Genomic DNA, 13773 nt, shown 5'->3' on the forward strand with positions numbered 1-13773 from the left:
TTCACTCCGCTGCGCTCCGTTCAGAATGACGAGTGTTCAAGCTTTTGTTGACAATTTTAAAAATATCTTTCCGACTTTGCAACTTTAAGCCCTTGCGTTGATGTTTTGTGCGCCCGGAGACTACGTTATGAATAATCGCACCTATGTTATTGGGCACGTCAATCCGGATACTGATTCGATTGCTTCGGCAATGGGATATGCCTGGTTGTTACGTGAGCGCGATGAGATCGATGCTATCGCCGGGCGGGTGGGATCGATGAATCCGCAAACGCATTGGGTACTGGATCGGTTGAATTTGGAAGCGCCATTGCTGTTGCCAGATGCCTCGCCGCGCTTCAAGAACGTGGCTCGTCGCATGGATACTGCGTTGCCGGATAGCCCGTTGCGAGATGCCTGGGAAATCGCCAATCGCACCGGCGGTGTTGCGGCGATCATCAATAGCGATGGCACGCCATATGGCCTACTAACGGGGCTCACCCTATTTTCGTTTTTTGAAGAATATGTCGGTCCGCACCCCAATCGCCAGGAAATGCGCATTTCGGATTTGCTGGATGTGCCTTGTCACCAGGCCACGGATACTGGCGTGCCGCGCTTCCCGGCTAATGCTCGCATCCGCGATGCACTGCCGCGTATTTTTCGTGAGGAACGTAATAACTTCCTTGTAACGGATGAAAATGGTTTATATATTGGCGTTTGCCGCCAGCGCGATTTGCTCAATCCGCCGCGCCTGCGTGTGGTTTTGGTGGATCATAACGAAGCTGAACAGGCCCTCGGTGCGCTGGATGAGGCTGATCTGGTTGAAATTATCGATCATCATCGTCTGGGGAATCCGCCCACGCGCGAACCGATCCGTTTTACGGTAGATGTGGTGGGCAGCACCAGTACACTGGTCACCGAGCGTATCGAGGAAGCTGGATTGAGCGCGCCACCTGAAATTGCGGGTGTGCTGTTGGCAGGCCTCATCTCAGATACGTTGATCTTGACATCGCCGACCACCACCGAGCGAGATCAGCGCGCCGCTGAGCGTCTGGGACGTTGGGCTTTCTCCTGGGGGAGTCCCCTCAAAGATGAGGATATGAATTCCTATGGAAAATTGGTTTTGGAATCCGGGGCGGGTCTCTCCACGCGCGATCCCGAAGAAATAGCAAGCGGCGATATGAAAACCTATGAGACCACTGGGTATAAATTCTCGGTGTCTCAGGCAGAAGTGACGGATTTAATGCAACTCAATAAACACCTGGAGTCACTTTCAAACGCGTTGGATCAATTACGTATTGCCCGCGCTTTGGATTTTTCGCTGCTCATGGTTACCGATGTGGTGCGTGGCTCCAGCCGCATTTTACTGAGTAATCCGCCCCCCATTCTGGATGATTTGCCGTACCCGCGGCAAGATGATGGTACGCGTCATGCCAAAGGGGTAGTCTCACGCAAAAAACAATTATTACCTGCGGTTTTAGGCTTATTGGGCAGTTAGGATTATGCAAAAGACCACCGAAATATCGGAGGTCTGAGGTTCGAATGACGACAATTTATCAGGCTTTAGCCGAATTGGAAGCACGCGCTGAAATTGGCGCATTGTGTACAATTGTTGAGACACAAGGCTCCACGCCGCGCAACGCGGGCAGTAAAATGCTGGTCTACCCCGATGGGCGTTTTGTCGGTACGGTAGGCGGCGGCGAGCTAGAACAGCGCGTGATCGCCGAAGCACTGGCCGCGTTGGATGATGGTGTGCCGCGCAAGCTTTCGTATCAGATGAACGACCCCGCTCAGGGCGACCCCGGTTTGTGCGGCGGGCAGTTAGATATTTTTATCGATCCGATTGTCCCCAAACCAAAGCTGGTTGTAATTGGCGGGGGGCACGTTGGCAAAGCTGTGGTACATTTAGCGGCCTGGCTGGGCTTTCATGTGATTGCCAGCGATGATCGCCCGGAATTTTGCACCCCCGAAGCCGTTCCGGGCGCACATGCCTATGTGGCCTGCCCGATGGCCGAACTGGCTCAACAGGTGGCGATCAATGACTGGACGTATATCGTTCTGACCACCCGCGGCGCGGATGTTGATGCTGTTGGGCTGCCCTCGCTCTTGGAGCGAGAATCCGCCTATATCGGTGTGATTGGCTCGCGCCGCCGTTGGGCGACGACGAAAAAACTATTATCCGGAGCTGGTGTTTCGGACGCGCAAATTGATCGCATCCACTCACCAATTGGCCTGGAACTGAACGCTGAAACCCCTGAAGAAATCGCTGTCAGCATTTTGGCGCAATTGATTATGAAGCGCCGGGGTGGTGATGGCGCTGTGATGTCGGTGAAATCAACGTAGATGAGTGCGTCATGCTGAGGCAAGCCGAAGCATTTGGCGCAGCGTAGAAATTACGCTTGGAAGTGGAGCAGCTATGTGGCAAAAATATGTCAACGCAACGAACGTAGAAGAAGTTCTTAAAGTTCTTGCCGAATATGGCGAAAAAGCGCGCATTGTCGCGGGCGCCACTGATTTGATTCTGGAAATTGAGCGCGGTATTCGTAAGGGTATCGAGGTTGTGATCGATATTACCCGCATCCCGAATCTGGATCAGATCGTATTGGATGAAGACGACTGGATTCACCTGGGGCCGATGGTCACGCATAATCATTGCGTGAGTTCCAAATTGGTGCGCGAGCGCGGTTATCCGCTGGCGCGCGCCGCCTGGGAAGTCGGCGCGCCGCAAATTCGCAACCGCGGCACCGTGGCGGGTAATCTCATCACGGCCTCGCCCGCCAACGACACCATCACGCCGCTGATGGCGCTGGGTGCCCAGGTTACGCTGCGCTCGATTTCTGGCGAGCGTGTGGTTCCGCTGAGCGAGTTTTATCTAGGCGTGCGCAAAAACGTGATGCAGGCCACCGAAATGCTGGTCGATATTGCTTTCCCGGCGATGGCTGACAGGCAGCGCGGGACATTTCTCAAATTGGGATTGCGCCGCTCGCAGGCCATCTCGGTCGTGGATGTGGCTATGCTGCTCACCTTTGATGGGGATGCCGTTTCCGATGCGGCGATCACCCTCGGGGCGGTTGCCCCAACCATTATCCACGCCCAAAGCGCGGAGGCCTATCTGAAAGGCAAACCACTTTCCGGGGAAACGATTGAAGAAGCCGCTCGTTTGACGATGAATGATTCCCGCCCGATTGATGATATTCGCGGTTCAGCGGCATATCGCCGCGAGATGGTGCGTGTGCTGGCGGCCCGCGGATTGGGTGCCATTGCTCGGGGCGAGGAACAACTCGAATTCCCGCCCGACCCGGTTTTGCTCTGGGGGCAGTCCACCCCCGGAGATGCCGCCAAAAACGCCGCGGGCAGCACCTTCCCCGAGGATGGGATCATCCACACAACCATTAACGGGCAGGCTTACACATTTGCATTCGGCCACGACAAAACCCTGCTGCACCTGCTGCGCGACGATGCCGGACTGATCGGCACCAAAGAAGGCTGCGCCGAAGGTGAGTGCGGCGCGTGTACAGTCTTTTTAGACGGTATAGCGGTGATGAGTTGTCTGGTTCCGGCGGCGCGGGCGCATGGCGCGCAAGTGACTACCGTGGAGGGCCTGGCACAGCCTGAGCGTTTGCACCCCGTACAAGATGCGTTTATCCATGAAGGCGCGGTGCAATGCGGTTATTGTACGCCGGGCTTTGTGATGTCGGCAGCCAAATTGCTGGAAGAATACCCGCAACCCTCGCGCGAACAAATTCAGCATGCTATTACCGGAAATTTGTGCCGCTGCACCGGATATTACAAAATTGTCACTGCAATTGAAACAGCCAGTCAAATGGAGGTCTGAGTATGGGACGCTATGATCGTTTCACAAGCGCTCAATCCAAACCACGCCCCTGGAGAGTTCACCCCGTCTGGCGCGGAATTGGTTGTGCCATGCTAGTTATCCTGCCGGTGATGTCCTATGCCGGTGCGGTTGAGATTATGCGCATGAATATCGAGAAGCGTTGGGTAGCATTGCCCGCGGCTTTCATGCAGACGATTCAAATCCCTTACCTGTTTGGCGTGCCGCACTTATTCGCGAATTTGGCTGTGGCGCTTTTGCTGCTGGTGATCGGGTATGGAATTTTAGTGATTGTTTATTCAGCCATTTATCGTATGGTTGGGCCAAAGCGCAGCCCGTTGGATGCCCCGCCGCCCAAACGTCCGAAAAAACGTCGCAGATAATATACGGAGAAAAAAATGACAGTAACCAATGTAGTTATTCTATCCATTCACAATTTTTTACGCTGGGCGATTTTAGCTTTATTCCTGGTGGTTCTTTTCCGCTCTTTTACAGGTTGGCGCGGTAAACGCGGCTGGCAAGCTCAGGACCGCATGTTGGCGCTTGTGCTGACGATTTCAATTGATATTCAATTAGTGCTGGGTTTGGTATTGTATCTGATCAAGGGTTTTGCAGCACTGGAAACCTTTATTGTGATGGAGCATATTCCGCCCATGTTGCTGGCGGTGGTATTGTCGCATGTTGGCAGTGCCAAAGCGAAGAAAGCCGATCCGGATAGCGAAAAGTTTCGGCAAATTGCGATCTGGTTTTCGATTGCATTTTTGCTCATTCTCGTTGCCATCCCGTGGGCGCGCCCGTTGATGCGTTTATTCTAGCCCGCTGAGGTAGACCCCGTGGAAAAACGAAATCCCGTTCCAATTATCAAAGTTACCTTTGCGGTAATTATGTGGGGCGCGTCATTTATTGCCACGAAAGTCGCTTTGCGCGACGTTTCGCCGGTAACAGTTATTTGGACGCGTTTTCTACTCGGGTTTTTGGTCATTGGCGCGGTAGTGGCCTTGCGCCGGGATTTCGTTCTGCCGCCAAAGCGGGATGCTGCCTATTTTGCGTTACTAGGCTTTATCGGGATTACTTTTCATCAATGGTTGCAGGCCACCGGACTTCAAACCGCCTCGGCATCTACCACATCTTGGATTGTCGCGACCACCCCGATTTTTATGGCGCTATTGGGGTGGATATTCTTGCGCGAGGCTCTGGGGTGGGTGCATATTTTGGGCATTGGGCTGGCAACCCTGGGTGTGTTGCTGGTAATTACCAAAGGCGACTTTTCCATGCTGGGGTTTGAGCGCAGCGGAATGCCGGGCACCCTGTATATTCTACTGAGCGCCCCCAATTGGGCTGTGTTCTCGTTGCTTTCGCGGCGCGGCCTGGAGCGTTATCCGGCGGCGCGCATGATGCTGTATGTGATGGGCTTTGGCTGGCTGTTCAGTTCGGTGATGCTTTTCTCCGGGCCGGGACTCACCGAAATTGCATCGCTCACCATTGATGGCTGGATGGGCATCCTGTTCCTGGGTGTGTTCTGCTCCGGGGTGGCCTACATTTTTTGGTATGACGGTCTTCAATCCGCTTCGATGTCACAGGTCGGCGCGTTAATCTATTTGGAACCGCTGGTCACAGTGATTGTCGCCGCGCTGATGATAGATGAACGGATTTTGCCGGTGGCGATGCTGGGTGGCCTGGCAATTTTGATCGGCGTCTATCTGGTGGATCATGCGGCCAAACACGCGTTGCCGCAAGGAGAACACATCTGATGGAACGCACGGTGCCGTACACTGCTTCCGAAGAAGTGGAACTTTATTTGCGCACGTATTATTCGCTGCTACGTTCCACTTCGGATGTGCAAATTCGCACGCTGGAGGAAGTCCATTCGGCGACAAATTCGCTACTACACCCTGGTGCGCGTTCTGAAGCCCCAGACCTTTCAGCCTTTATTTACAGCATTTTGCGCCTGCCCGCTTGTATTCAGCAGGTCAACACGGTGATTTTGGGGCAAAGCTCCGAAGTTTTTCGGCGTGAAGGTGTTGGCGATGTTGAAAGCTGGCAACACGTTGCCGCCCGGGCGCGCCGCCGCCGCTGTTATTTTGATGGCGATGAAACCCTGGCTTGTATTATTGCCAGCGGGTCTGATATCGACGATGTTGTGCCGCTGCTGACCGCTTATCAAATCGAATGGCGCAAGTTATACCGTCTGCTGCGCCAACTGCCCGAATCGATTGCGCTGCGCGAGGCTGAAAACAGCCCGGTGGTTTTCAACGAATTGGCCGCCGCGCTGGCAATGGATGTGGAAGATCTAGCCCGCCTGCGATTGGTGTGGGGGGCGTCTTTCATCCCTAATTTGGAACATATCGCCCAATCTTCGCGGCGCTTGCAAATTCGTTTGTTAAGTGGCACGCTCAGCGAGTATCGCCGGGCGACTCATGCTTGGTGGGAAAATATCGAACGTGCGTTTCCATCTGTCCGAGAGCGGCCTGTGTATTTCGTTTCGAGTAATACGCATAGTTTGGTCAATCTTGTTTCGGGTTTTGCTTTGCGGCAGCGAGAAGGACTGGCTCGCTATTTAGAAGAGACCGACGACGCGGATCTGGCTCGTGAGTGGCACGATATTCAGGCGCAAAATGTGCTATCGAGCCAGGAAAATTTTCTATATTATGTGATGAAAAAATTCATGCAAACTCCACAAGGCGCGGAACTCCATCAGATGCGCCGTGAGTATGAACACTCGGTTGGGGTTTGGCGCGTGGATAGCTCGCATTATTTTGATGTGGATGCGCAGATCATCGAATTATCCAAAGTGAATACCGCCTGGATGGATCCGCGTATTTGTGACCCGCAGTTGACTGCTCTTGCCAGTAGCGACGCGTTGATTTTAAATATTGACTATCCCCTGGGGATGGCCGCCTATAATATTCTCACTGAGATCGCCACTCATGCCGGAGATGTGCTGGGGGTGTATATTATGGGGAAAGCTGCCACCCTCAATGGCGTCATTGGCGATGTGATGCTCCCCACTGTGATTCACGATGAACACCATCGCAATACGTTTATTGTTCCCAACGCTTTCAAGGCTGCCGATGTCGCACCTTATCTAGTCTACGGCACTGTACTCGATAATCAAAAAGCCGTTACTGTACGGGGAACTTTTTTGCAGAATGCCACCTATATGGATGTTTTCTACCGTGAGGGCTATACCGATATTGAGATGGAGGCCGGGCCGTATCTCTCGGCAATTTATGAGATGTATCGCCCCAAGCGTCATCCGATGGATGAGATTATTTATTTGCAGCAATTGCCCTTTGATTTTGGAGTGTTGCACTACGCTTCAGATACGCCCTTGAGCAAAGGCAAAAATCTGGGCGCAAGTTCGCTTTCCTATTTTGGCATGGACCCGACCTATGCGACTTCACTGGCGATTTTGCGCCGTATCTTGAAACTGGAGCAAAATCGCATTTCAACTTACGTATAATGATTACAAAGAACCGCGGATAAACGCTGATACACGCGGATGAAACGACAAACAATCAGCGTTTATCCGTGTTCATCTGTGGTTTCTTGAAAGCAAAAGGAAATACTATGACTGCCGTTGGAAAATCTGTTAAACGATTGGATGTGCAAGATAAAGTTGCTGGCTCGGCATTATATCCCGGCGATCTCAGCCGCCCCGGCCAGGCCTATATGAAAATTCTCTTCGCCGGACGTCCCCATGCGCGCATCCGCGCCATCGATACGCGTAAGGCCGAGGCGCTGGAGGGTGTGATTGCAGTTTTCACCGCCAAAGATGTGCCTGTCAACGAGTATGGCCTGATTGAATCCGACCAGCCGGTGCTCTGTGGCCCAGGTTCGCCAAAACTTTTTACAGACCGTGTGCGTTTTATTGGCGACCAGGTTGCTTTGGTAGTTGCCGAGAGTGAAGCTATCGCTGCGCATGCTCGCGACTTAATTCAGGTTGACTTCGAAGATTTGCCCGTCGTCACCGATGCCGTCAAAGCCATGCAGGACGAAGCAACATGGCTGCACCCTGAACGCGAAAGCAATATTATGGTGCATTACCGTATTCGTAAGGGAGATGTTGAAAATGGATTCTCAAAGGCGGATGTCATCATCGAGGGGGAGTATCACACTCCGGTGCAGGAACACGCCTTTCTCCAGCCCGAGGCCGGTTTGGCCTATATCGATGAGGCCGGACGTGTCACGGTAGAAGTCGCCGGGCAGTGGATTCACGAGGAGCGCGAGCAAATTGCCCACGCCCTCGGCATCCCCGAAGAGCAGGTGCGCGTCATCCACCCGGCCATCGGCGGCGCATTTGGCGGGCGTGAAGATATGTCTGTGCAGATTGTGCTGGCGCTGGCGGTTTGGCGTTTGCACCAACGCGGCATCAATCGGGCGGTAAAAATCGTTTGGAGCCGCGAAGAATCGATGATCGGGCATCACAAACGCCACGAGTACATCATTCGCACGCGTTGGGGCGCCAGTAAAGAGGGTAAGATTTTGGCCGCAGATGTTGAAGTGATTGCCAATGGTGGGGCATATATTTACACCAGCGGCAAGGTGCTCGGTAATGCCACCCTGATGTGTACCGGACCCTATGAAATTCCCAACGTCAAAGTTGATTCGTATGCTGTTTACACTAACAATATTCCCGGTGGGGCTTTCCGCGGTTTTGGCGGCCCGCAAGGCGCTTTTGCCGCCGAATCGCAGATGAACAAACTTGCTGAAGCTCTGGGGATAGACCCGGTTGAGCTACGCCGCCGCAATGTGGTCCATGAAGGCTCGCTGCTCTCGGTCAATTCGCCGCTGCCAAAGGGTGTCTCCATGCCCGAAGTGGTGGAGAGATGCGCTCAAGAAGCTGGCTGGGAGGACCGTAAACCATCCCTCGTCACCGGTCTTACGTCCACCGTTCGCGGTCGCGGTTTCGCTTGTGGCTTCAAAAATGTTGGTTTTTCCTTCGGCGCGCCGGAGAATTCCTGGGCAACCGTGGAACTCTATGGCGATGCGACGATTGAGCGCGTAATTATACGCCATGCCGCCGCTGAGGTTGGACAGGGAACCCATTCGGCGATCATTCAAATGACCGCTGAAGCTGTCGGCGTGCCCTTTGCGATGGTTGAACTCATTTCTGCCGACTCTGTCGAAACCGATAACTCCGGCAGCGTTTCAGCCTCGCGTATGACCTTTATGGCGGGCAATGCCGTCAAGGGAGCCGCGGAACGCGCCCTCGAAAAATGGCAGGCCGAAGAGCGTCCGGCCATCTCGCGTTATCAATATCGTCCTCCGGCGACTACGCCCTATCACCCCGAAACTGGCGAATGCGACCCCAATTTTGCCTATGGCTATGTAGCCCAGGCCGTGGAACTCGAACTCGATACCGAAACCGGCCAAATCCGTCTTTTGGATGTGATCTCAACCAATGATGTGGGTAAGGCGATCAATCCCCAGCAGGTTGTTGGGCAGATTGAAGGCGCGGTTGTGCAGGCCGCCGGATATGTTGTGCTCGAAGATTTTGTTCAGAAAGATGGCTATACCCTCACCCCGCATCTTTCCACCTATCTTATTCCTGGTGTACTCGATATTCCCGATAATGTCAATTCGGTTGTTGTCGAATATGCCGACCCCATCGGTCCGTTTGGCGCGCGCGGCATGGGCGAAATGCCCTATATCCCCCTGGCGCCTGCCATCACTGCCGCTCTTCACGATGCTACTGGCGTCTGGTTCGACGACTTCCCCCTCACCCCGGAGCGCGTCCTTAAGGGTTTGGGAAAAATTTAGTATATGAATTAGGAAGCCGGGAAATCAGGAAAAGGAACTTCTTGACTTCCTGGTTTCCTAATAAACAATGTCCTTTCCCTACTTTACCGAAACCCTCACTCTCGATGCCGCCGCCCGCGCCACGCTCCCCGGCGAATTCGTTCAACTCTCCGCTGGTTTCACGCATTACGAGTTGAGCGGCCCTGCCGACGCCCCCTTAGTCGTGCTGGTGCATGGTTTCTCCGTGCCGTACTTCATCTGGCAGCCCACTTTCGAATTTCTCACTCAATCGGGTTATCGCGTTTTGCGTTATGACCTTTACGGGCGGGGATATTCCGACCGGCCGCGCACGTGCTACGATCTGGATTTGTTCGACCGACAGTTATTGGAACTGATCGACGCGCTGGAACTTCGGACTCCTTTCAGGTTGATCGGCCTCTCCATGGGAGGCGTCATCGCTGCTAATTTTTTGCGCCGTCACAAAGAATGCCTCTCGAAGTTGATTCTGGTAGACCCGGCAGGATTCCCTATGCCGCGCACATGGTATTTCAACCTGATCTTGCTCCCTGGCATGGGTGAACTTTTCTTTGGCTTGCTTGGGGACGGGATGCTGCTCAAAAGCATGGCCAGCGATTTTTACGACCCGCAGCAGATAGAACACTTTAATGCCCGCTATCGTCCACAGATGCGCTATCAGGGCTTCAAACGTGCATTGCTCTCCACCTTGCGCGCCGAGATGCTCACAAACCAGAGTGCTGTCTACCGTGCCGTTGGGCAGATGGATACCCCTGTGCAACTCATCTGGGGTAAGCAAGATACCACTGTGCCTTATAAATTCAGCGCCGACCTGATGCAGATGATTCCCCGCGCCGTGTTTCATACCATCGAAGATGCCGGGCATATCCCGCATTACGAACGACCGGAGGAAGTCAACCCGTTGATGATTGAGTTTTTGCAATCATGCCATTCATAACTTGACCCCCGCATTTCCCAGGATTACAATTCTAGTTGTCTGACAACTAACTATTTTGACTAACTGACAATTTGACCCACGAACCAGGAGCACTCCATGTCCGACTTTCTCTTCCGCGGTACCATTGCCGATTTAGACCCCAAACTTGCTGATTTAACCGAAATTGAAGCCGAGCGCCAATATCGCAAGCTAATTTTGATCCCTAGCGAAAGTACTTCGCCGATGGCTGTGCGCGAAGCCCTCTCGACAGCCTTCCACAATATTTACGCCGAAGGCTATCCCTCCGAGCACACCCGCTGGCAAACCGAAGACGAAATCTTCGATTATGACAACCGTCTCGCTGAAGATCGCCGCTATTCCGATCCGCGCTACTACAAAGGCGTGGAATACGCCAACGTGGTCGAAGCGCTGGCGCGCCGCCGCTGTGCCGAAGCCTTCGCCGCTACTGCCGAAGGTGTTGATGCCGATGATGTCTACGTTAACGTGCAGGCGCTCTCTGGCGGCCCGGCCAATAACGCCGTGTATCACGCCCTCGTGCAGCCCGGCGATACCGTCATGGGCATGGATTTGCTCTTCGGCGGTCACCTGTCGCACGGTTCGCGTGTCAACCGTTCGGGCAAATACTATAATATTGTCTCCTATTCGATTGACCCTGAAACTGAGCAAATCAATTACGATAACGTTGAAGCCATCGCCCTCGAGCACAAGCCCAAGATGATTATTGCCGGGGTCTCATCTTACCCCTGGCAGATTGACTGGAAACGCTTCCGCGAAATCGCCGACAAAGTTGGCGCATACCTGCTTACCGACATTGCCCACGTCGCTGGGCTGGTGGCCGCGGGTGTCTACCCCTCCCCGGTGGGCATCGCCGATGTGGTCTCATCCACCACGCACAAGACCCTCAACGGGCCGCGCGGCGCCATCCTGATGACCACTGACCCCGTCATCGCCCGCAAACTCGACCGCGCCGTCTTTCCTGGTGAGCAAGGCGGGCCGCATGTTAATGTTTTCGCGGCCATGGCGCTGGCCTTCAAGATTGCTCAAACGGATCAATTTAAAGAGTTACAAACCCAGGTCGTGGCGAACTGCAAAGCCTTCACCGACCGCCTTGCTGAGCGCGGCTTCACAATCCCCTTTGGCGGCACCAATACGCACCTGATGAATCTCGATACCAAATCCATCAAGGGCGCGGGTGGTGCCACCCTCAGCGGTGATCTGGCGGCTCGCCTACTCGATCTGGCGGGCATTACCACCAATCGCAACACCATCCCTGGCGACCGCTCGGCGCTGCGTCCTTCGGGCGTGCGCATGGGTATGCCCTGGGTCACGCAGCGCGGCTTCAAGGAAAAAGAATCCATCGCCCTGGCCGATGCCATAGCCGATATTCTTTTGGCAGCCACGCCTTATTATCAGGGCAAGGCGCTGCGTGCCAAAGTTGATTTCGAAGCTTTCCAGAACGCCAAACTCAAAGTGCGTGAGCTTTCCACGCTGGCCGGGATTGACTTTGAACCCGGTTCGGCTGGGTATCCGCATTTTTATTATTTGGATGATGAATATTCTGGCGACGTGGTGGCCTTCGATTTGGGCGGGGAACGCGTCCGGCAGTTTTTACACACCGTCATGGCGAGTGACGTGGACTCGCTCGGTGTGGGTGAGGCGCACTTCACGCGCTTTACTGCCCCCGGCGGCGAGATTCTCGCCACCCTGCGCTGCCTGGAATCGAAACTCTATCGCCTGAGCGTACCGGGCGAAAAGGCCGCTCTCACCGCCGCGTGGCTGCGCGATCTTTCGGATGGCTATGTCAAGTTTGATGACGACCTGCTGCGCAAAGTGCAGGGTCCGGTTTGGGTACGGCACTCCACCCAGCAGGCAGATGAACTTCCTGTCGCGGGTGTAGAAATCCCTGACAGTGGCAAACCTTGGTTTATCGGCGTCACCTCCGGGGCTGGCGATCCTTTACCCGAATTCAAATGGGAAGAGAAAGAAGGCCCGATCCGCCGCACTTCGATTTATGATTTGCACGTTGAATTGGGCGGGCGTATGGTTCCGTTTGCCGGGTGGGAAATGCCCGTGCGCTACGGCTCGGTGATGGAAGAGCACATGGCCGTGCGTGAAGCCGCCGGGATTTTCGACGCCGCCCACATGGGCGTGTATCAGGCCGAAGGCCCCGAAGCAGCGGCCTTTTTAGACAGCGTGTGTGGCAACGATGTCACTTCGTTGGGCGTGGGCCAATCGCTGTATACGCATTTCCTGACCCCCGATGCCGAAGTGATCGACGATCTGCTGATCTATCGCCGCGCAGATGAAGTCTATCTGGTGGTGGTCAACGCCTCCAATGACGATAAAGACTGGGCCTGGCTCAACGCTGTGCGGGAGGGCAAAGTGAAAATTGACAACGCCCGCCCGTGGGCGCTGGCCTTTGGCCGCGGCGTGAACTTGCGCAACCTGCGCGACCCCAAGGAAGGCGCAGATATGCGTGTAGACATTCCTCTACAAGGCCCGCGCTCGCGCGACATTCTGCTGGCAATGGGCGTGAGCGATGCCGACCGCAAGAAAATTATGAAACTCAAGCGCACCGAGTTGTGTGATGCCGTAGTCGGAGGGATTGATTTAATCGTCTCTCGCACCGGTTACACCGGCGAAAAGATGGCCTTTGAATTGTTTGTACATCCCGACAAAGCCCAGGAACTCTTTAGAAAACTACTCGAAATTGGCAAGCCTTTTGGCCTGGTTCCGGTTGGTTTGGGTGCGCGCGATTCGCTGCGCACGGAAGCTGGTCTGCCGCTTTACGGCCACGAAATGGCTGGCGATTTAGGCAACGGTGTCGCCGAAGGCGGTTTTGGTTCTTATGTGAAGACCTATAAGCCATGGTTCATCGGGCGTGATTCTTTCCTGGCTCGTGAAGCCAAACGCAAGGGTATTGTGGTGCGCTTCCGCTTCGATGAGCAGCGCGTGCGCATGGCGCATCCCGGCGATCCGGTGGTAGATGACAAAGGGCGCGTGATTGGCACGGTCACAAGCTGCGCCGCGGATAGCGAAGGTTATTTGCTCGGTCAGGCTTTTGTGGATATGAAGTTCGCCAAGATGGATACGAAAATTTTCATCTATCAGGGTGCTCCGGACAAAGCCAGTAAATCGCCTGCTGAGTTGAGTGCGGGTGACCGCGTAACATTACCCGGCGCGGCAACGGTTTTGCGCCGCTTCCCGAAATAATGAATAGTAGACCTCCGAGGTTTTCGCGAAGCACTTC

General features: G+C 54.4%; 10 protein-coding genes. All 10 read left to right on the plus strand.

The annotated features are described in order from the left end of the window. The first annotated feature begins 127 nt into the window (after nucleotides 1-127). The 10 genes from HN413_06615 (at nucleotide 128) to gcvT (ending at nucleotide 13736) form a co-directional block, all read left to right on the plus strand. Nucleotides 128-1474 (plus strand): hypothetical protein, encoded by a 1347-nt coding sequence (locus HN413_06615; GenBank protein ID MBT3390066.1) that lies wholly within the window; start codon nucleotides 128-130, stop codon nucleotides 1472-1474. Between the two features lie 44 nt (nucleotides 1475-1518). Then, nucleotides 1519-2319 carry an XdhC family protein gene (locus tag HN413_06620; GenBank protein ID MBT3390067.1) on the plus strand — a complete coding sequence of 267 codons (801 nt, stop codon included), beginning with the start codon at nucleotides 1519-1521 and terminating at the stop codon, nucleotides 2317-2319. Between the two features lie 73 nt (nucleotides 2320-2392). Next, nucleotides 2393-3811, plus strand: coding sequence for a 2Fe-2S iron-sulfur cluster binding domain-containing protein (locus HN413_06625; protein ID MBT3390068.1), 1419 nt, complete (start codon nucleotides 2393-2395; stop codon nucleotides 3809-3811). 89 nt (nucleotides 3812-3900) lie between these two features. Further along, nucleotides 3901-4191, plus strand: coding sequence for a hypothetical protein (locus HN413_06630; GenBank protein MBT3390069.1), 291 nt, complete (start codon nucleotides 3901-3903; stop codon nucleotides 4189-4191). A 15-nt stretch (nucleotides 4192-4206) separates the two neighbouring features. Then, nucleotides 4207-4623 carry a hypothetical protein gene (locus HN413_06635; protein ID MBT3390070.1) on the plus strand — a complete coding sequence of 139 codons (417 nt, stop codon included), beginning with the start codon at nucleotides 4207-4209 and terminating at the stop codon, nucleotides 4621-4623. Between the two features lie 18 nt (nucleotides 4624-4641). Continuing rightward, entirely contained in the window at nucleotides 4642-5559 is a 918-nt protein-coding gene (locus tag HN413_06640) for a DMT family transporter (protein MBT3390071.1), read from the plus strand. After that, nucleotides 5559-7271 carry a hypothetical protein gene (locus HN413_06645; protein ID MBT3390072.1) on the plus strand — a complete coding sequence of 571 codons (1713 nt, stop codon included), beginning with the start codon at nucleotides 5559-5561 and terminating at the stop codon, nucleotides 7269-7271. The genes HN413_06640 and HN413_06645 overlap by 1 nt, the downstream gene beginning before the upstream one ends. A gap of 107 nt (nucleotides 7272-7378) precedes the next feature. Then, nucleotides 7379-9571 (plus strand): molybdopterin-dependent oxidoreductase, encoded by a 2193-nt coding sequence (locus tag HN413_06650; GenBank protein MBT3390073.1) that lies wholly within the window; start codon nucleotides 7379-7381, stop codon nucleotides 9569-9571. A 67-nt stretch (nucleotides 9572-9638) separates the two neighbouring features. Further along, on the plus strand, nucleotides 9639-10523 hold the full coding sequence (locus tag HN413_06655; GenBank protein ID MBT3390074.1) for an alpha/beta hydrolase: 885 nt from the start codon (nucleotides 9639-9641) through the stop codon (nucleotides 10521-10523). Between the two features lie 96 nt (nucleotides 10524-10619). Continuing rightward, nucleotides 10620-13736 (plus strand): glycine cleavage system aminomethyltransferase GcvT, encoded by a 3117-nt coding sequence (gene gcvT, locus HN413_06660; protein MBT3390075.1) that lies wholly within the window; start codon nucleotides 10620-10622, stop codon nucleotides 13734-13736. Nucleotides 13737-13773 lie beyond the last annotated feature (37 nt).

This window comes from Chloroflexota bacterium (genome assembly GCA_018648225.1).
Classification (GTDB): Bacteria; Chloroflexota; Anaerolineae; order Anaerolineales; family UBA11858; genus NIOZ-UU35.